This window comes from Tateyamaria sp. LSS28 (assembly GCF_059611725.1).
Map to the genome: position 1 here is coordinate 471,247 of NZ_JCAPFI010000004.1, position 20,012 is coordinate 491,258.

18 protein-coding genes are annotated in these 20,012 nt (G+C 59.8%); 13 read left to right on the forward strand and 5 right to left on the reverse strand.

The window, feature by feature from the left end; translation table 11 throughout:
- The first annotated feature begins 66 nt into the window (after positions 1-66).
- Positions 67-2,088, forward strand: coding sequence for an acetyl-CoA carboxylase biotin carboxylase subunit (locus AC53L6_RS14825; protein WP_496908391.1), 2,022 nt, complete (start codon positions 67-69; stop codon positions 2,086-2,088).
- Positions 2,089-2,200: 112 nt separating this feature from the next.
- Here the strand turns inward: AC53L6_RS14825 and AC53L6_RS14830 are convergent, their stop codons facing one another.
- Complete coding sequence (locus AC53L6_RS14830) at positions 2,201-2,797, reverse strand: DUF4174 domain-containing protein (RefSeq protein ID WP_496908392.1); 597 nt, start codon at positions 2,795-2,797, stop codon at positions 2,201-2,203.
- Here AC53L6_RS14830 and AC53L6_RS14835 point away from each other — a divergent pair.
- From AC53L6_RS14835 to AC53L6_RS14865, 7 genes are all read left to right on the forward strand, one after another.
- Positions 2,796-3,752 carry a hypothetical protein gene (locus AC53L6_RS14835; protein ID WP_496908393.1) on the forward strand — a complete coding sequence of 319 codons (957 nt, stop codon included), beginning with the start codon at positions 2,796-2,798 and terminating at the stop codon, positions 3,750-3,752. The two genes, AC53L6_RS14830 and AC53L6_RS14835, sit on opposite strands and share 2 nt — an antisense overlap.
- Positions 3,715-5,850 carry a methylmalonyl-CoA mutase gene (gene scpA, locus AC53L6_RS14840; RefSeq protein WP_496908394.1) on the forward strand — a complete coding sequence of 712 codons (2,136 nt, stop codon included), beginning with the start codon at positions 3,715-3,717 and terminating at the stop codon, positions 5,848-5,850. Before AC53L6_RS14835 ends, scpA begins: the two co-directional genes overlap by 38 nt.
- A 207-nt stretch (positions 5,851-6,057) precedes the next feature.
- Positions 6,058-6,666 (forward strand): VOC family protein, encoded by a 609-nt coding sequence (locus tag AC53L6_RS14845; RefSeq protein ID WP_496908395.1) that lies wholly within the window; start codon positions 6,058-6,060, stop codon positions 6,664-6,666.
- Positions 6,663-7,166, forward strand: a complete 504-nt coding sequence (locus AC53L6_RS14850; protein WP_496908396.1) for a GNAT family N-acetyltransferase — start codon at positions 6,663-6,665, stop codon at positions 7,164-7,166. The genes AC53L6_RS14845 and AC53L6_RS14850 overlap by 4 nt, the downstream gene beginning before the upstream one ends.
- A gap of 9 nt (positions 7,167-7,175) precedes the next feature.
- On the forward strand, positions 7,176-7,856 hold the full coding sequence (locus tag AC53L6_RS14855) for a TerB family tellurite resistance protein (protein WP_496908397.1): 681 nt from the start codon (positions 7,176-7,178) through the stop codon (positions 7,854-7,856).
- A complete protein-coding gene (locus AC53L6_RS14860; RefSeq protein ID WP_496908398.1) occupies positions 7,856-8,857 on the forward strand; it encodes an endonuclease/exonuclease/phosphatase family protein in 1,002 nt (333 codons plus the stop codon). The genes AC53L6_RS14855 and AC53L6_RS14860 overlap by 1 nt, the downstream gene beginning before the upstream one ends.
- A gap of 16 nt (positions 8,858-8,873) precedes the next feature.
- On the forward strand, positions 8,874-9,239 hold the full coding sequence (locus AC53L6_RS14865) for a hypothetical protein (RefSeq protein WP_299207218.1): 366 nt from the start codon (positions 8,874-8,876) through the stop codon (positions 9,237-9,239).
- Here AC53L6_RS14865 and AC53L6_RS14870 read toward each other — a convergent pair.
- The 4 genes from AC53L6_RS14870 to AC53L6_RS14885 all read right to left on the reverse strand — a co-directional run bounded on the left by AC53L6_RS14870 (position 9,236) and on the right by AC53L6_RS14885 (position 14,894).
- Positions 9,236-10,789, reverse strand: coding sequence for a Ppx/GppA family phosphatase (locus AC53L6_RS14870; protein WP_496908399.1), 1,554 nt, complete (start codon positions 10,787-10,789; stop codon positions 9,236-9,238). The genes AC53L6_RS14865 and AC53L6_RS14870 overlap by 4 nt on opposite strands.
- 129 nt (positions 10,790-10,918) lie before the next feature.
- Entirely contained in the window at positions 10,919-13,087 is a 2,169-nt protein-coding gene (locus tag AC53L6_RS14875) for an RNA degradosome polyphosphate kinase (protein ID WP_299207222.1), read from the reverse strand.
- Positions 13,088-13,138: 51 nt separating this feature from the next.
- Positions 13,139-13,810, reverse strand: coding sequence for a P-loop NTPase family protein (locus AC53L6_RS14880; RefSeq protein WP_496908400.1), 672 nt, complete (start codon positions 13,808-13,810; stop codon positions 13,139-13,141).
- 4 nt (positions 13,811-13,814) lie between these two features.
- Positions 13,815-14,894, reverse strand: a complete 1,080-nt coding sequence (locus tag AC53L6_RS14885; protein ID WP_299207226.1) for an AI-2E family transporter — start codon at positions 14,892-14,894, stop codon at positions 13,815-13,817.
- Between the two features lie 193 nt (positions 14,895-15,087).
- Here AC53L6_RS14885 and proS point away from each other — a divergent pair, with 193 nt between their 5' ends.
- Genes proS through AC53L6_RS14910 form a run of 5 tightly spaced genes read left to right on the forward strand, consistent with a single transcriptional unit; the run spans position 15,088 to position 19,958 of the window.
- The gene (gene proS / locus AC53L6_RS14890) at positions 15,088-16,425 is read left to right on the forward strand and encodes a proline--tRNA ligase (RefSeq protein WP_496908401.1); all 1,338 of its coding nucleotides are present in this window, start codon (positions 15,088-15,090) and stop codon (positions 16,423-16,425) included.
- A 13-nt stretch (positions 16,426-16,438) separates the two neighbouring features.
- Entirely contained in the window at positions 16,439-17,443 is a 1,005-nt protein-coding gene (locus AC53L6_RS14895; protein ID WP_496908402.1) for a serine hydrolase domain-containing protein, read from the forward strand.
- On the forward strand, positions 17,440-17,943 hold the full coding sequence (locus AC53L6_RS14900) for a DUF2937 family protein (RefSeq protein ID WP_496908403.1): 504 nt from the start codon (positions 17,440-17,442) through the stop codon (positions 17,941-17,943). Before AC53L6_RS14895 ends, AC53L6_RS14900 begins: the two co-directional genes overlap by 4 nt.
- Positions 17,944-17,995: 52 nt before the next feature.
- Positions 17,996-19,282, forward strand: a complete 1,287-nt coding sequence (locus AC53L6_RS14905) for an ABC transporter permease (protein ID WP_299598641.1) — start codon at positions 17,996-17,998, stop codon at positions 19,280-19,282.
- Positions 19,275-19,958 carry an ABC transporter ATP-binding protein gene (locus AC53L6_RS14910; RefSeq protein ID WP_496908404.1) on the forward strand — a complete coding sequence of 228 codons (684 nt, stop codon included), beginning with the start codon at positions 19,275-19,277 and terminating at the stop codon, positions 19,956-19,958. Before AC53L6_RS14905 ends, AC53L6_RS14910 begins: the two co-directional genes overlap by 8 nt.
- The last annotated feature ends 54 nt before the right edge of the window (positions 19,959-20,012 follow it).

The following is a 20,012-nucleotide window of genomic DNA, read 5'->3' on the forward strand; positions in this document are numbered from 1 at the left end:
GGAACGCCGTCCTGTCTTCGGGCAGGGCGGTGTTTTGCGTTCCAGGACCCAAAGAAGTGAGGCCCCATGTTCAAGAAACTCCTGATAGCCAACCGGGGCGAGATCGCCTGCCGCGTGATCAAGACTGCGCGCAAGATGGGTATTCCCACCGTTGCGATCTATTCCAACGCGGATGCGCAGGCGCTGCATGTCCAGATGGCCGACGAAGCCATCCATATCGGTCCGCCGCCTGCGAACCAGTCCTATATTGTCATCGACAAAGTCATGGATGCGATCCAGCAGTCGGGCGCTGAGGCTGTGCACCCCGGCTATGGGTTCCTGTCCGAGAACGCCAAGTTCGCCGAGGCCTTGGATGCTGCTGGTGTCGCCTTTGTCGGTCCACCGAAAGGTGCGATCGAATCGATGGGCGACAAGATTACCTCGAAGAAGATCGCGCAGGAGGCCGGTGTCAGCACGGTGCCAGGCTACATGGGGCTGATCAAGGATGCCGACGAAGCTGTGAAGATCTCGAACGAGGTTGGCTATCCCGTGATGCTCAAGGCTTCGGCCGGGGGCGGCGGCAAGGGGATGCGGATCGCGTGGAACGATGAGGAGGCCCGCGAAGGGTTCCAGTCGTCCAAGAACGAGGCGGCCAACAGCTTTGGTGACGACCGTATCTTTATCGAAAAGTTCGTGACCCAGCCACGTCACATTGAAATTCAGGTGCTGTGCGACAGCCACGGGAACGGCATCTATCTGGGAGAGCGCGAATGTTCGATCCAGCGCCGGAACCAGAAGGTGGTCGAAGAGGCCCCGTCGCCCTTCCTGGATGAAGCCACACGCAAGGCCATGGGCGAACAGTCCGTGGCTCTGGCCAAGGCCGTGGGCTATGCCAGTGCGGGCACAGTCGAGTTCATCGTGGATGGCAGCAAGAACTTCTATTTCCTCGAGATGAACACGCGCTTGCAGGTGGAACACCCGGTGACCGAGTTGATCACCGGCGTTGACCTTGTGGAACAGATGATCCGCGTCGCGGCTGGCGAAACGCTGTCGATCACGCAGGATGACGTCAAGCTGCACGGTTGGGCCATCGAAAATCGGCTGTATGCCGAGGATCCCTATCGCGGGTTCCTGCCCTCGATTGGCCGTTTGACGCGCTATCGTCCGCCCGCCGAGACCGAAAGCTACACTCCCGGCGTGACGCCGGACAGCATCGTGGTGCGCAACGATACCGGCGTCTACGAGGGCGGCGAGATCAGCATGTATTACGACCCGATGATCGCCAAGCTATGCACATGGGGCCCGGACCGGGCCACAGCGATCGAAGCAATGCGCGTTGCGCTAGATAGCTTCGAGGTTGAGGGCATTGGCCACAACCTGCCGTTCCTGAGCGCTGTCATGGACCATCCGAAGTTTGTATCGGGTGACATTACAACCGCCTTCATTGCCGAAGAATATCCCGATGGTTTCGAAGGGGTCGAACTGGGTGAAGAGAACCTGCGCCGTGTCGCGGCTGCCTGTGCTGCCATGCACCGCGTGGCCGAGATCCGGCGCGCACGCGTGTCGGGCCGCATGGACAATCACGAGCGCAAGGTGGGCAAGGACTGGAATGTCAGCCTCCAAGGTCTGTCCTATGACGTCGTTATCGACGCAGACCACGAGGGTGCAACGGTGGCCTTCGAGGGCGGGTCGGCCCTGCGTGTGTCCGGTGCATGGACACCAGGTGATCAATTGGCCGAGATGACGGTGGATGGCGCGCCTTTGGTTTTGAAAGTCGGAAAGGTGTCGGGGGGCTTCCGCATCCGCACACGCGGTGCGGACCTGAAGGTTCACGTGCGCTCGCCACGCCAGGCTGAATTGGCTCGCCTGATGCCGGAGAAAACGCCACCGGACACATCCAAGATGCTGCTCTGCCCCATGCCTGGCCTTGTTGTGAAGGTCGATGTGGCCGAGGGCGACGAAGTGCAGGAAGGGCAGGCCCTCTGCACCATCGAGGCGATGAAGATGGAGAATATCCTGCGCGCCGAGAAGAAAGGCATCGTGTCCAAGATCAACGCGGGCGCGGGCGACAGTCTGGCCGTTGATGATGTGATCATGGAATTCGAGTGAGTTGTGCGTCCCACATAACTGGCTGGTCTTCAGCCAAGCCGTGGGATGCACGTGCTTTCCGCAGGTCCGTTGAGTGTGACATTCAAAACCTCACAGCAGCGGACCCAATCGCTCAGCCGTCAGACTCCCGTCTTTCGCGGATTTCGCGTTGTCGGCTCGGCAGTCGATCAATGCTGCGCATCAGTTCGCGTACACTCCAGGGGAAAGGTTTGCGTAGCAACACGCTGCCATCCTTGCTGACAAGCACCATCATGAAACCACGCGGGCGCAATTTCTGGCGCAAGGCGCTGTCTTTCGACGGATCGGTGTCCGTGAGTACAACCACATCACGCTCAGCCAACTCGTCGGCGCGTTCTTCCAGAAACTCTATCTGTTGCCGGAAGTTCGGGTCATTTGGGCTGTCCGCGAACACGACGATAGGCCGGTTTTCCCAGACGAATTCGTTCAAATCCTGCACATCTGTTGTGATGAAGATGGAAGATGCGGCCGTATCTCCGCTTTCCGCAATGACAGCCGAGCCGCCGAAAAGACCAACCAGAACAATGGGTAATACGTGTTTCATCTGCCCTCCTGCCTTCCCCAATGTAGCGGCTTTTTCGGCAATTACGACGGCTGCTCGCGTCAATTTTAGCTTTAATCGCTCGGCAAGCCTTTGCGTGCGACGCCTTAACCATGATCGCTGGGGTTTTGCCGGGCGATGTGCGGCCATGGAAAAGGACACGAACGGCATGAAGGTCATCTTGCATATCGGTGCGCATCGCACCGGAACCACCTCTTTCCAGGCTTATGTCCGCCGAAATTGCGACTTCATGCGCACCCGCCATATCGGTTTCTGGGGCCCGTTGCGCACTCGTAAGGGGTTGTTTTCAGGTATTCAGCCCGGTGCCGGCGTTGGAACGCGGTCGGCACGTCGGGCACGCGGACGCGTCTTGCTGCAGATGAACAAAGCTGAACGCAACGGGACCACGACACTCATCGTTTCCGATGAAAACATGCTTGGCACGATGCGCCGCAATATGCGTGCTCGGTCGTTGTACAACGATGTCGGTGAGCGCATGTCCCGCTATGCTGCTGCCTTTGACGGACAGATAGACACCGTCGTTTTGTCGGTACGCGCATTGAACCATTATTGGCGTTCCGCCGCGTCCTACTGCGTCGCTCGGGGTCATTCCGTGCCGACGCGTGATCAATTGGTTCGTGTGGCGTTCGGCCCGCGCACGTGGCGTGATGTGATCGCTGACGTTGCCTGCGCAGTACCCGGCGCAAAAATTGTCGTCGTGCCGTTTGAACGCACGGCAGGTCGACCGGATGCCATGTTCCGTGCTGCAACCGGCCTGTACGGTCCGCGCAACGCGGCAGAGACGTGGTTGAACCGCTCGCCCACTGCGCCGGAGCTGCGCAGCATACTTGCGGACCGGGGTGACAACCCGGACTGGATCAGTGGGTTGTCACCCCGATGGACACCCTTTGACCCGGCCGCCGCAGCAGCACTGCGCGAGGCATATATGGATGACATCCACTGGCTCACCGCCGGTGCCGACGGACTAGCAACACTGACAGAGGATTTGGGCCACAGAGGAGCAGGGCAAACCCTGCCGTATGGCCCGCTGACAAGAGGACAAGGACATGACGACCAAGAAAGACGAATGGCAGAACCTGGCTGAGGGCGAGCTGCGCGGCCGTCCGGTCGATGATCTGACGTGGGAGACGCTCGAAGGCATTAATGTCGCCCCAATCTACACCCAAGATGATCTGGCCGATGTTGATCACCTTGGCACCATTCCCGGTCAGGCCCCGTTCACCCGAGGGGTCAAGGCCACGATGTATGCGGGCCGTCCATGGACGATCCGGCAATATGCTGGCTTTTCCACAGCAGAAGAATCCAATGCCTTCTACCGCCGCGCCTTGGATGCGGGGCAGCAGGGCGTATCGGTTGCCTTCGATCTGGCAACACACCGCGGCTATGACAGCGACCACGAACGGGTTGTAGGCGATGTCGGCAAGGCAGGCGTGGCCATCGACAGTGTCGAGGACATGAAGATCCTGTTCGACGGTATCCCGCTCGACAAAGTGTCGGTGTCGATGACCATGAACGGCGCGGTTATCCCGATCCTCGCCAGCTTCATCGTCGCGGGAGAAGAGCAGGGCGTGGACCGCGCGGCCCTGTCCGGCACCATTCAGAACGATATTCTGAAAGAGTTCATGGTCCGCAACACCTATATCTATCCGCCCGAACCAAGCATGCGGATCATCGCGGATATCATCGAATACACCTCGAACGACATGCCCAAGTTCAACTCGATCAGCATCTCGGGCTACCACATGCAAGAGGCTGGCGCGAACCTTGTGCAAGAGCTGGCCTTCACCCTTGCCGACGGCCGTGAATACGTGCGCGCTGCCATCGCCCGTGGTATGGATGTCGACAAGTTCGCAGGCCGTCTGTCGTTCTTCTTTGCGATCGGCATGAATTTCTTCATGGAAGCAGCCAAGCTGCGCGCTGCGCGACTGCTGTGGCACCGTATCATGTCCGAATTCGAGCCGAAAAACCCCAAGTCCTCCATGCTGCGCACCCATTGCCAGACCAGCGGCGTCAGCTTGCAGGAACAGGACCCATACAACAATGTGGTCCGTACTGCGTTCGAGGCGATGAGTGCCGTGTTGGGCGGCACACAGTCGCTACACACCAACAGCTTTGACGAAGCCATCGCGTTGCCCACGCAATTCTCCAGCCGGATCGCCCGGAACACGCAGCTGATCCTTCAGAACGAGACGGGCGTGACCAATGTCGTCGATCCGCTTGCCGGGTCCTACTATGTTGAAAAACTGACCCACGATCTGGCTGAGGAAGCCTGGAAGCTGATCGAAGAGGTGGAGGAGATGGGCGGCATGACCAAGGCCGTGGGCTCCGGGATGCCCAAATTACGGATCGAAGAAGCCGCGGCCAAGCGTCAGGCAATGATCGATCGCGGTGACGAGGTGATCGTGGGCGTCAACAAGTTCCGCCTCGAAAAGGAGGACGAGATTGACATCCTCGATATCGACAACGCTGCGGTGCGCGACAGTCAGATCGCGCGTCTGACGCGCATCCGGGCGGAACGGGACGAAGAGGCGTGCCAAGCCGCGCTTGATGCGCTGAGCGCCGTTGCCGCAGCGGACGGCAACCTTTTGGAGGCCGCGGTTGAAGCGGCGCGGGCACGTGCAACGGTGGGAGAGATCAGCATGGCGATGGAAAAGGAATTCGGACGCCACCGGGCCGAGGTGAAAACGCTCGCTGGTGTATATGGTGCTGCCTACGAGGGCGACGAAGGGTTCGCTGCCATTCAGAAATCGGTGGAAGATTTTGCCGAGGTTGAGGGCCGCCGCCCGCGCATGCTGGTGGTCAAGATGGGGCAGGACGGGCATGACCGTGGCGCCAAGGTGATCGCGACGGCTTTTGCCGATATCGGCTTTGACGTGGATGTCGGCCCGCTGTTCCAGACCCCGGCCGAAGCGGCGCAGGACGCCGTCGACAACGACGTGCACGTTGTTGGGATTTCCTCGCAGGCCGCCGGGCACAAGACGCTGGCCCCGCAACTGGTGCAGGCGCTGAAGGACGCGGGGGCCGAGGACATCATCGTGATCTGCGGCGGGGTGATCCCACAGCAGGACTACCAGTATCTCTATGACGCAGGCGTCAAGGCGATCTTTGGTCCGGGCACCAACATCCCGGATGCCGCGCAACACATCCTGAATATCCTGCAGGGTGGTGAGGCTGCCGCCTGATCTATGAGGGCCGCCTCGCACGAGGCGGCCGTTGCTCCTGTCTTCTGAGCGGGCGCTGATAACCCCGGCACCGGGCGGATTGTCCGAGGCATATGTATACCGTGCACCATCGAACAGCGAAGCCTCTTCATTTCCGTTTACAGGGCTGCGATACATCGACTCCTGGAACCCGATGTGCGGTCCGCCAACGCGGAGCAGGAGGCCCCGATGCTGTTTGACCATCTTGTTGTCGGATCAACCGATCTGAGCGCCGCGCGCGCCCATGTCGAGGATGCGCTGGGTGTTTGCATGCAGCCCGGCGGTGCGCATGCGGTGTTTCAGACGCATAACGCGCTGATGGGGCTGGAAGATGGGCTCTATCTTGAAGCCATCGCGCCGAACCCGGCGGTGTCCGCACCCATCCGTCCACGGTGGTATGATCTGGATCGGTATGTGGGTGATGCCGCCCTGTCCAACTGGGCCTGTGCCGTGCAGGATATGGACGCGGCCCTTGCCGACGTGCCGGACGGCGCAGGGGCACCGGTGGCCGTCAGCCGCGATACGCTGTCGTGGCGCATGGCGGTGTCGGCCGACGGTACAACCCCATTCGACAATCTGTGGCCTGCCCTGATCGAATGGCCCGAGGGCGTACATCCCGCCGCCAACCTGAAACCAACGGGTGTGCGTCTGCGCCGGTTCACATTGGTGCATCCTGATGGTGAAGCTTTGGCAGCTGCGCTTGCCCGGCACCTTAGCGATGATCGGGTTGCGGTAGAGGTTGGACCGGTTGCTTTGCATGCGGCTTTTGATACGCCGAATGGACCACGTTCGCTGTGATCCGAGACGCGACACCAGACGACGCAGGCTGGATCACGGACATCTGGAATGACGAGATCGCGCACACGCACATTACGTTCACCACGACACTGAAAACCGTGGCCGATATCGAAGCCATGATCCAGGATCGCGTGGTGCTGGTGCTGCCGGAGAAGGGCGGATTTGCCACCTATGGTGAGTTTCGCGGTGGTCCCGGATACGCAGCAACGGTTGAACATACCGTCTTTTTGGCAAAGCACACGCGTGGCAAGGGATGGGGCAGGGCATTGCTGTCGGCCTTGGAAGGCCGCGCGCGCGATGCTGGTCATCATGTGACGGTGGCTGCGATCAGCAGCGTAAACCCGGCGGCCGTCGCATTCCACACGGCCATGGGATACGACACGGTTGCCAAAATGCCCGAGGTCGGCCGCAAGGACGGTATCTGGCTGGATCTGATCCTGATGCAAAAGCAACTGGGTGCGACCGTGAGTGCCAGCGCCAAGCCGCAGGATAGGGTATAGGCTCGCCCAATGTCTCTATGGGCTCGCATATCAGACGCGCTGGCAGCGCTGACCGCAGGCGAAGGTCTGGCGGAGGTTTTTGACAAGCTGCGCGCGCCACCCGAACGCAGCGTGGCCTTTGCCATCGCGGTGATTGCGCTTGGCGCAAAGATGGCCAAGGCGGATGGTCAGGTGACGCGGGACGAGGTCACGGCCTTTCGCGAAGTGTTCCACATTGCGGACAAGGACGAAGCGGGGGCCGCCAAGGTCTTCAACCTTGCCCGACAGGACGTGGCCGGGTTCGAAGACTACGCCACGCGCATCCACGCGATGTTCTCAAGCCAACCCGAAACACTGACCGATCTGATCGAAGGTCTGTTTCACATTGCCATGGCCGACGGGTTCTATCATCCGAACGAAGATGCGTTTCTGGAAGAAGTGGCGCATATCTTTAATATTTCGGACTCTCATTTCCGTGCACTTCGGGCGCGGTTTGTGCCGGATGCGACGCCTGATCCTTACTCGGTCCTTGGCGTTGATCCCGGTTGGGCACTTGAAGATATCCGCAAGGCATGGCGCAAGCTGGTGCGCGAAAACCATCCCGACGCCATGATGGCCCGTGGCGTGCCCGAAGAGGCGGTGCGCTTGGCCGAAAAGCGTATGATGGATATCAATCGTGCGTGGGAAGAGATTTTGGGCAGCAGCGATTGATGCGTTTCGCGACCTACAATGTCGAGTGGATGAACAGCCTGTTCGATGAGGACGGGCAGCTTCTCAATGATGATGGATGGTCCTCACGTCGCGATGTCACGCGTGCGACCCAAACGGACGCGCTCCGCACTGTGTTCCATGCGCTTGATGCGGATGCCGTCATGGTCATTGAGGCGCCTGACAACAGCCGCAACAGGGATACGATCAAAGCGCTCCAGACCTTTGCCCGGTTTGCGGATTTACGCGCCCGCGAGGCAGTCATTGGCTTTTCGAATGACACGCAGCAGGAGATTGCGCTGCTCTATGATCCTGATGTGCTGACTGTGCTTCATGATCCATTGATCCATCAGGATGCACCCCGGTTCGATGAGCGCTTCAGGATTGATCTGGATATCGACGCGACACAGGACGACGTTGTGTTTTCCAAACCGCCGCTTGAGCTCGAGGTTGAAACGGCGCAAGGCCTGTCGCTGCGTATGATTGGTGCGCATCTGAAGTCCAAAGCTCCGCATGGTGCGAACAATCGCGATGAGGTCATGCGCATATCAATCGCCAACAGGCGCAAACAGCTGGCGCAAGCAATCTGGTTGCGCGCGCGGATCAATGGACTGCTCGGGGATGGGCATCCGGTGGTCTTGATGGGTGATCTGAACGACGGGCCAGGGTTGGACGAATACGAGAACCTGTTTGGCCGTTCGTCGGTAGAAATCATCATGGGAACGGGTGATACCGCTCTTTTTGACCCCCACGCGCGTCAAGCATTGCAACGCCGTTTGGGGGCAATGCCGACAACGGCCCGTTTCTGGATCAGACCTGAGCAGCGCTATCTTCAGGCGCTGCTGGATTATATCATGGTTTCGCCCGATCTCGCGGGGCACGAGCCGGTTTGGCGTATCTGGCATCCGCTTGATGACCCGGATTGTTGGGCACACTCAGCACTCCGGGATGCGCTTGTCACCGCCTCTGATCATTTTCCGGTGAGTTTGGATATCGTGCTATAGTGCCCATATGAGGCCTATGAAACACATCAGTGTTGCCCTTTGTCTGGTCATCTCCGCCACTTCCGTTTCTGCCCAGGAAACCGAAGAGGACCGTGGTCTATCGCTGATGGAACGCGGCGCACAGATGCTGATGGAAGGGCTGATGCGCGAGATGGAGCCTGCGATGGAAGGGCTGCAGGATATGGCCGAAGAGTTTGGCCCTGCCTTGCGTGACTTCACGGCCCAGATGGGACCCGCCTTGCGCGATCTTCTTGAAGAGGTCGAAGACTGGAGCGTCTATCATCCGCCCGAGATACTGGAGAACGGCGATATCATCATCCGTCGCAAAACGCCGCAGGAACTGAAGGTTGAACCCGACCCCGACGCCCAGATCGACATTTAGGGCTGCCGTCTTTTTTTCAACGTGACATTGGCACTTAGTGACGAAGCCAGCGAATTCAGCCGGGCCTCGGCCACTTCGCCAAACAGGGGCATGGCGTCGGGGGACAGGCGTAGCTCCAATTCCCGTTTCTTGGGAAACCACCGAAACTCGCCCCGCTCGGCGTCTTTCTCCATCCACAGCATGGCACCAAAGCGCATGGCCTTGCCCAGTATCTCTGCGTCACGCTGCATCTTTTCGTCGATCAGATCGTAAAGCCCCTCGAAATGGGTGCCTTCGCGCTTGTTGGTGTATCGGTGCAGGAGGGCGAGACCGAGGAAAATGCGTTCCGAATGTTTGAGCCCACCAAGATTGGCGCGTGTGGCATTGTCGAAACAGACCTCGGCCCGATAGTCAGGATGCGCCCGCCAACTGACGTCGTGCAGAAGGCACGCGGCCTTGATCAGGCGTTTGCGGGGCAGGGGGGCTGATTTGAAGATCGGCTCGATGAACTGGTAGAGCAGCTTGCCAAAACCCGGCATGCGGGCATCCTTGGCTTCTGCAAAGCGGCACGCTTCGATCAAGGGGTCACGGTCGCGCAGACGTTGCGGCATCTGTTCATATAGCATCCCTTCGCGGATGCCGTAGCTTGAAACGGCGATGTCCTTGGGGCGGAACGCTTTGACCAGCCGGGCGAGCACTTCGGCGGCCAATGGCACCAGGGTCATCCGGGCAGAGGAGATGCCACATGCGCCCCGCAGCGCATCGTGATTGTCGTGTTCTTTGATGTATTTGACCGTGCGCTGCACGGATTGCGGTGACATCCGGTATTCGTGCAGTACGTTCAAAAGGTAGCCGCGCCGATGCATATCGATCCGCGCGATCGCCCGCCATGAGCCTCCCACAAGGAACAGGCGGTCGCGTTGCGGACCCATCTCGGTTTGCAGATGTTCCATGACGGCCTTGATATGGTTACGCCGCCCTTTCTTTCCGCCCTTGACTGTTTGCAGTTTCAAGGGGCCGAGGTCAGAGGTGACACGCTTGCCCACGATCCCGTCCGAGATTTCTGCCAGTTCCATGGAAGAGCCGCCGATATCGCAGACAAGGCCATAGGAGCCGGGCCACCCCAAAAGGACGCCTTGTGCCGACAATCGAGCTTCTTCGCGTCCGTCTATGACGCGGACATTCAATCCGGTTTCGCGCAGTACATCCGCACAGAAGTCAGGACCGTCGGTGGCATCGCGCACCGCGGCAGTTGCAACGACAGATAGGTCGGATAGGCCCATACCTTCGGCAAGGCGCTGGAAGCGTCTGAGGGATTCGAGGGCGCGCACCCGTCCTTCGGGGTTCAGGTGCCCTGTGTCGGACAGTCCAGCGCCGAGGGCACACATGATCTTTTCATTGTAGAAATAGGCAGGGGACCGGGCTGCCCCGTCAAAAACCACAAGGCGGACAGAGTTTGATCCGACATCAACCACACCGACTCGGGACAGGGCGCGAGCGGACGGGTCGTCAAACAGCGGGCGACCAAAAAGGCCACCGTCGCCTGCGTCTGGCGAAACAGAAACGTTCATGGACCCCCCGTGGCATCTGTTTACGCCCGTTGATGGACCAGCTTGCTACGTGCGTCAATGATCTGGTCGGCTGGGTGGCTCTGTTTCGGCTTGCGCCGAAAAGCGCCCACCCACCGACCCTTGGGTGCGTTAATCTTCGGTGTGGGTCAGCTTTGGCACGTCCGCGGCACCGGCTGATCCCCGTCCGGAGAGCGACGGGTTTTCCATGAAAAACCGGTGACAATTGAACGCGAAGGTGCCAGCGGGCAAGTCTGGGCGTTTGAACGTGCCGTCAGGTGCCATCACCCAACTTTGCGCGACATCGGCAAGGTTGGCCGCCATCACTTGGCTCACGATCTGTGCCTTGACGGTGTTGTTCTCGATCTCGACCAGAGTTTCTACACGCCGGTTCAGGTTGCGACCCATCCAATCCGCGGAGGAAATGAACACCCGGGCCTTCTTTGATGGCAGTCCACGACCATTGCCAAAGCACACGATACGGCTGTGTTCGAGGAAGCGACCGACAATGGATTTTACCCGGATGTTTTCGGAAAACCCTTTGATGCCCGGACGTAGCCCGCAGATGCCCCGGATGACAAGGCTGATCTTCACGCCCGCCTGGCTGGCGGCGTAAAGCGCGTCAATCACTTCGCTGTCGATCAGTGAATTCATCTTGGCCCAGATTTCAGCCGGTTTGCCTGCGCGTGCATACTCAGCTTCGGCGGCGATCATCTCCAAAAGGCGTGGCTTCAGCGTCGTCGGTGAAATCGCGAGGTTGTCCAGTCCTTCGGGCGGGGCGTAGCCGCTGAGGTAGTTGAACACCTTGGTTGCATCGCGTCCCAGCTTGGCATCGCAGGTGAACAGTGACAGGTCGGTATAGATGCGTGCCGTGATCGGGTGATAGTTGCCGGTCCCGTAGTGGGTGTAGGTGACCAGCTCCTTGCCTTCCCGCCGAACGACTGTGCTGATCTTTGCATGGGTTTTGAGGTCGAGAAATCCATAGACCACATGGGCGCCCGCACGTTCCAGGCGGCGCGACTGGCGAATGTTGGCCGCTTCGTCAAAGCGGGCCTTCAGTTCCACAAGTGCAGTGACGGATTTGCCGTCCTCCGCTGCTTCGCAAAGGGCTTCGACGATGGGTGATTTCTTGGACGTGCGATAAAGGGTCTGCTTGATCGCCACGACATTTGGGTCACGCGCTGCCTGCTGAAGAAAGCGCACCACCATGTCGAAGGTTTCATACGGATGATGCAGCAGCATGTCCTTTTGCCGGATGGCCGTCAGCATATCGCCTTCGAAATCAGTGACCCGTTCGGGCACGCGGGGGGTAAACGAGGGCCAGAGCAGGTCCGGCCGATCATCAAGCACCAGCTCGCTGAGGTCGGACATGCCCAGCATACCCTCAACCTCAATCACTTCGGCGTCGCTGACGCCAAGCTCTTCCATGATGACCGCTTTGAGGGCTTCGGGTGCGCCAGCCGAATGGGTCAGACGCACAACTTCGCCGCGACGACGGCGTTTGAGCGCGACTTCGAATTCACGGACAAGATCTTCGGCTTCTTCCTCGACCTCAAGATCACTGTCGCGCAGCACCCGGAACCCAAAGTGGGATTTCAGTTTGTAGCCGGGAAACAGGCTTGGGATGTTCAGAACAAGCAGTTCCTCAAGGGGCAGAAACCGATGACCCTGACCCGGCAGCGCCACAAAACGGTCAATCTGTCCAGGAATGGGCAGCAGCGCCTGCAGGGCACGCTTGTCCTTGGCGCGCTCAAGTTGCAGGGCAAGGGCGTGTCCGGTGTTGGGGATGAACGGAAACGGGTGTGCAGGGTCAATCGCCAGCGGGGACAGAACAGCAAAGACCCGGTTCAGAAACACCTCTGATAGGTATTCAGTGTCATCTTCGGTCAGGTCATCGCGCGTCAGAATTGAAATACCGCGCTCTTCCATCTCGGCCGTGAGGCCGGCCAAAACCTTGGTTTGATGCAGGATCAGCTGACGCGCGTTTTCGTTGATGAGAACCAACTGTTCAGCGGGCGTAAGACCATCGGCCGCGGGCGTCGTGCTGCCCGCGATGGCCAACTCGCGCAGGCCCGCGACACGCACGGTATAGAACTCGTCGAGGTTGCCAGCACTGATCGACACGAAACGCAGCCGCTCCAGAAGCGGGACGCGCGGGTTTTCAGCCTCTTCCAAGACCCGCCAGTTGAAGCCAAGCCAGCTGAGCTCACGGTTGAAGAAGCGGCCGGGGCCGGTTGTATCAAGGTCTGGCAGGGAAACCGGCTCGGGAAAGTCCGAACCGAGAAAATCGGCGTTGGTCATGCGCGGGTTATGTCGACGGGGTGTAAAGGATGAGTGACACTATCCGCCGGATCACCCCCGATTGTCCAGACACGCAGCGGCGAGGTTTCGCGTAACGGGTTTTTTCTGCGCAAGACTGGCGGTGTCTAGGTCTGCAACGATTTGGCGGGCAGCGGCAAAGCTGCGTTCCATATGTGTGACCAGATAGGGGATTACATCCGGTCGAGGTGTGAGCTGACGGTCAGAAAAGAGCTTTGCCAGCACCGCACCAAGAAGACTGTCGTCCGGCGCATCAAGCGCTGCGTGTCCTGCCGCGTCCACGCGGCTTTGCAGATCGGGCAGGGACAAACGCCACAGGTTGGGGGCGGTCACCCCGGTCATCAGCAGCGGATGGCCCGATGCCTGGAGTGCATTATGCAAATGAAACAGAGCAGTCTGCCGGTCGATGTCTTGTGCAATCTGATCGACATCTTCGACGGCGACGGGGCCGTCAAAGAGTGCGTCAACGGTGGCATTTTCCAATGCTGCGGCTGCAACAATCTGCGCGCCACTATCCGCCGCCCACACATGCGTGAGATGCGTTTTACCTGCCCCTTCGGGCCCCGTCAGGACAAGCTTTTTCAGCGGCCAGTTGCGCCACGCGTCGACCATGGACAAGGCAATAGCATTGGATGGCGCGACCAGGAAATCGTCACGCCCCAGTGCGACACGCACCGGCAAGTCAAACCCAAGTTGTCGGGCCATTGGACTATTCCTCGGCCTCTGGTTCGGATGTACCACTTACGCCGGTGTAAAGCCTGCTGTTTCGATATTGCTCAATCAGGAAGCGGACCAGCACGCCAAGGGCCGCGGCCATCGGGACAGCAACCAGCATGCCGACGAAGCCAAACAACGCTCCGAAAACAGACAGCGACAGGATCAGCCAGACGGGATGCAGGCCCACACTGTTGCCCACGAGTTTCGGCGTCAGAAAGTTGCCCTCAGCGATCTGGCCGATCTGGAACACCACGGCCACAGCCACGATCCACCACCATTCGCCCCAGAACTGGAACAGGGCCAGCCCAACCGCAAGGCAGCCACCAACGATAGCACCGACATAGGGAATGAAGGTCAGCAAGCCTGCAACGAACCCCACGACCAGACCAAACTGCAATCCGATCAGCATCAGCGCTATTGCATAATAGGCGCCAAGGATCAGACAGACGGTTCCCATCCCCCGGATAAACCCGGCAAGAGTCTTATCCACGTCACCAGCGAGGCGACGGATGACCGGCGCGTGGTCGCGCGGCAGCAATTCGTCCACGCGGGCAATCATCCGATCCCAATCCAGCAGCAGATACACCGCGACAACCGGAACGATGACAAACAGGACGATGACATTGATCAGACTGGCCGCGGACGTCAGCGCCGTTTCCAGCAATTGCCCTCCTCGTTCCGAGATCGTCTGACCCAGTGAATTCAGGCTTTGCCGCACGGTCGAGGTTTCGTCCAACAGGCTCGGGAAACGTTCGGTCAGGAATGTACCAAGGTCTCGGGCCAGCTGCGGCACAGCATTGAACAGTTGGATTGCCTGTTCGATCAGTGTTGGGATCACCAGCAAGGCCAGAACCACAAAGATGATAATGGCGCTGATGGTAATGATGCCCGTTGCGATGGCGCGACTGAACCCGTGCGCTTCAAGCCAATCCGCCACCGGATCCAGAAAATACGCGATGGCCGCCCCCAGGAAGAACGGCAACAGTTGGTCCCCAAGCGCATAAAGCAGAAAAAAGAAGATCGCCGCCGCGATCCCCCAATACTTGAATTGTTCGCGGACGGGCAGTGCCATAGTGTGTTCCGTTCCTTGAGTTGTGCTAACAGATGCGGGGTTTTGCGCGTTTCTTCAAGGGGGCGGTTGCGTGCTTTGATGCATGCGATGGAATGGCGCGACGCGTCAGGATTTTCCCAAACGGTCCAAGGGGCCGTTGCGGGTGTGCCGCCTTTGTCCTAATCAGGTCGAAATCTTGTGAGGGAGCGCGCATATGCGTTTGAGCCGTTATTTTCTGCCCGTGCTGAAGGAAAACCCCAGCGAGGCGCAGATCGTCAGCCACCGCCTGATGCTGCGCGCAGGGATGATCAAGCAATCAAGCGCAGGTATCTATTCCTGGCTGCCTCTGGGCTTCAAGGTGCTGCGCAAGCTGGAAAACATCGTGCACGAGGAACAAGTGCGCGCGGGTCACATCCCCATGCTGATGCCCACGCTGCAATCGGCGGATCTGTGGCGCGAAAGCGGACGGTATGATGACTACGGTCAGGAAATGCTGCGCATCAAGGACCGGCACGACCGCGACATGCTCTATGGTCCCACGAACGAAGAGCTGATCACGGATATCTTCCGCTCGCATATCGGCAGCTACAAAGACCTGCCGCTGACGCTCTACCACATCCAGTGGAAATTCCGAGACGAGATCCGCCCGCGTTTCGGCGTGATGCGGGGGCGCGAGTTCTTCATGAAAGACGGCTACAACTTCGACCTGACGAAAGAGGATGCGCTGCACGCCTATAACCGTCACTTGGTCACATACCTGCGCACCTATGAACGCATGGGCCTGCAAGCCATCCCCATGCGCGCAGACAGCGGCCCCATCGGCGGTGACAACACGCACGAGTTCCTTGTTCTGGCCGAGACGGGCGAGAGTGAGGTCTTTTACGACAGCGCCGTCACTGACCTGACCTTTGGTGATCGAGAGATCGACTATGACAGCGTGGAACAGTGCCAATCGGTGCTGGAGGAGTTCACCTCGAAATACGCGCGCACGGACGAAACCCATGACGAAGCGCTGTTCAATGCAATCCCCGAAGACCGCCGACGCGTGGCACGGGGCATCGAGGTTGGGCAGATCTTCTACTTCGGCACAAAATATTCCGAGGCGATGAACGCGGTTGTTCAAGGCCCGGATGGCAAACAGGTGCCGGTGCATATGGGCAGCCACGGAATTGGTGTGAGCCGCTTGGTGGGCGCCATCATCGAAGCCAGCCATGATGACAACGGCATCATCTGGCCCGAAGGCGTGACGCCCTATCATTGCGGGATTGTGAACCTGAAACAGGGTGACGCCGAAGCGGACGCTGCCTGTGATGCGCTATATGCAAGCCTGACGGCACTGGGGCTTGAGCCGCTCTATGATGACCGGAATGAGCGGGCAGGCGGCAAGTTCGCCACCATGGACCTGATCGGTCTGCCGTGGCGGATCACTGTCGGGCCGCGCGGCCTCAAGAACGGCGTGGTTGAACTGACCTCGCGCCGGACCGGCGAAAGCGAAGAGTTGCCGCCCGAAGAGGCAGTGAAGAAAGTGGCGGAGATTTACGCGGGGTTGTGATAACCTGATGCAAATGCAGGCTCTTTTCAGGTTGGTCTTATGTGCGGCGCTGCTGGCACTGCCCACGCTTGCCAGCAGCGATGACGCCACACCCGCTTCCGTTCACCGCAAACTTGAGTCCGCCTTTGCAGGCTGGCTGACCGCGCAGGGTACGTCCGGCATGATGGCATCTGGCGTGTTCGGGGCGGACGGCACCTGGAACGTCGATCTGTACAACGACACTGCTGACGGCGTGATCCGTTCGGGCGACTTGGCAAGCGTATCAAAGTCCATAACTGCCATATGCGTTATGCATCAGGTGGATGAGGGCCGTCTTGAATGGTCCGACTCCCTGCGGGATTTCGTCAGTCCCGCGCCGGATGTGACGGTGGCAGAGTTGGTCACACATACATCGGGCCTTGCTCCTGATGTTACCCAATTGGCCATGCTCGGGTGGCTTGGTCAGACCGCGGCGCAGAATGGCCATTTCAGCGCGCAAGTTTTGGATCTGGTGAATGCCCGGCCCACGCAGACCGGAACCCGTGGCGCATACGAATACAACAACGAGAACTACGCGCTGCTGGGGCTGGTGATCGAAGACGTCACGGGCATGTCCTATTTCGACGCGTGTAGCGACCTGTTGAACTTGCCCGCAAGCATTCAACCCGGAGACCGTGCCGGCGTGTTCCAGCCTTGGGGTGGTCTGGCGTCGGACCCCAACGGATACCTGACATTCCTCCAGACGCATTTCGGACCGGGCAGCCGCGTCGCCAACGATCCCTTTGCCCTGCCACATGTTGCGCTGGGCGGCGGTGCCTATTACGGCATGGGCATGGTGTTTCGACCCTTCCAGGATGGTCACAACTTCTGGCACTTTGGCGCTTTGTGCTTTCCCGGGCGTCTCAACATCGGCAGCTTTGCGGTCATCTGGGAAGGCAAAGTCAGCGTGATCGCTCTCTACGACGCCTGTTTGGACGGGGATGCCATGGGGAGCCTGGACATGGCGCTCAGTGCCGCTGTGTATGGCAAGCATCCATGATCCTGCGCGTGCTTGTACTGGCGGGCGGCGTAGTGGGCGGTACGCTCGCGTCGCAATTGCCCGAGTTTTCGCAGCAATACCGCCAACGTCTTGGCGGCGCCGTTGATGCTCTGGCCGAGGTGGTGGCAGATTTCGATGCCTCTGCCCAAGCCGAGGGACTGACCCGAACGGCGGCGCTTGCACAGATGCATGGCACCGCGTTTCTGGATCGCCGTAGGGCGGACATGACCCGCACATTTGCGCGCTATGACCAACTGCGGACGGATTTGGTTGTGCTGAACGGGGCCGGACCTTTCTTGCGCACCTATCATGTGGCCCGATCAACAGATACCGAAGTAGCCACGGCTGCCCTGTCCAGTTTCGAACCTGCGGTGCCGTTGACGGCGGCCGGGGGGATCTTTGCCGCAACCGGCCTTCTCACCGGACTCGTGACCGTCTGGGCGGCGCTCAAGCTCTTGCTGTGGCCCTTCGGACGGCGGCAACCTGCGCGCGGGACTTGACCTTGGGGGCGGACCCCGCCACATCTCGTCCCAACCCGAGCAGGAGCCGTAAATGGCCAAACCCACAGCCCCCTTTGCCCCATTCGAGTGGATGATAGCCTGGCGCTACCTGCGTGCCCGGCGCGCCGAAGGCGGGGTCAGCACCATGACCTGGATCAGCCTGATCGGCATCACGCTCGCCGTCTTTGCGCTTGTCGCAACCCTTGCGGTGCGCGCGGGTCTGCGCGCAGATTTCGTGGATGCGATGCTGGGTGGAAACGCCCATATCGAACTGCGCTATGTCGCTGTACAAGAAGACGGGCGTGCGCCGGATACAACGATCCCCAACTATAGTGACATCCTGCCAGGCATCGAGGCGCTGCAAGGTGTCGACGATGTGGCGCCGCTGGTCCGCGCGCAGGTCATGGGCAGCTTTCGGGGCAGCAATGCGCCGGCGGATGTCTATGGGATCAGCCGCGCTGACCTGCTCGAATACCCGCTTGTGGCAAATGCGGAAGGACAACAGGGCACGCTCGACCGCTTTGACGAAGGGGTGGCCGTCGGGTCGCAGCTTGCCGCACAGCTGCGCATAGGCATCGGCGACCGTGTCAAACTGATCTCGCCTGACGGTGCGCGGACCGCGCTTGGCATCACGCCGCGCATTTCGGCGTATGAGGTTGTCTACATCTTTTCGACTGGTCAGCCCTTCATGGACCAGTCGCGCATGTACCTCCCGCTGGCCGAGGCACAGAGCTTTTTCAATCGTGAAGGTGTGGTGGACCAGATCGACCTGCGCCTTGCGGAACCTGAAAACCTGACGCCCGTGGTTGATGCCTTGCGTGAGGTGGCCGGTGACCGCGCCTACAGCTGGACCTGGCAGGACCGCTTTGGCGGGATGCTGCGCGCGCTTGAACTGCAGAACAACGCGATCTTCATCGTGCTTGCCATCGTCGTGCTGATTGCCGCGCTCAACATCGTCTCGGGCCTGATCATGCTGGTCAAGAACAAGGGGCGCGACATCGGTATTCTGCGCACAATGGGGCTAAGCCAGGGATCAATCCTGCGCATCTTCTTTCTGTGTGGCGCTTGGGTCGGCACGGTTGGCACAGTGTTGGGTATCGCGCTGGGGGCACTCTTTTCTGCCAACATCGAACATGTCTACCGCTTGGTGAACATGTTGACCGGCAATGGCGTCACAGATCTGGAAGGCCGGGGGTTCATCTTTCCCTCTGCGGTTCTATCGGCGGGTGATGTGCTGTCAGCAGCGGTGCTGAGCCTGACGCTGAGCTGGCTTGTGACGCTGTTCCCGGCGCGGCGTGCCGCCCGCATGAACCCGGTCGAGGCGTTGCGTTATGAGTGATCAAGTCCTGTCGCTGAACGATATCACCAAGACCTACAATGCTGGCCTTCCGGGTCAGGTCGATGTCTTGCGCGGTGTGGACCTTGATCTGAAGCGAGGCGAAGTGGTTGCCCTTGTCGCCCCCTCGGGGGCCGGGAAATCCACACTGCTGCACATCGCAGGCATGCTGGACACGCCTGATACGGGCAGCGTCACGCTGAATGGTCAGAACATGACCGGGCAATCGGATCGGCGCAGAACGCTCGCCCGCCGGGCCGAGGTTGGGTTCATCTACCAGTTCCACCACCTACTGCCTGAATTCTCGGCCATTGAAAACATCACGTTGCCCCAGTTGGCGGCGGGAACGTCCAGAACGGATGCAGAGGTGCGCGCGTTGTCGCTGTTGGACAAGGTCGGCATCGCCGAGCGCGCCACGCACCGTCCGGCCGAGTTGTCCGGGGGCGAACAACAGCGCGTTGCGTTTTGCCGGGCGCTTGCCAATGGTCCGGCCCTGCTGCTGGCGGATGAACCGACAGGCAACCTTGATCCGGCCACATCGGATCAGGTCTTTGACGCGCTGATGACGCTGGTGCGGGACACGGGGCTGTCTGCCTTGATCGCAACGCACAATCTGGAATTGGCCTCACGTATGGACCGCACGGTTCGGCTGGACGCCGGGCACTTGGCTACGCCATGATGGTCGTGTTTCGCTAAACAGCGAGCAATTGTTTCTTTTCAAAACGGTTTCAGA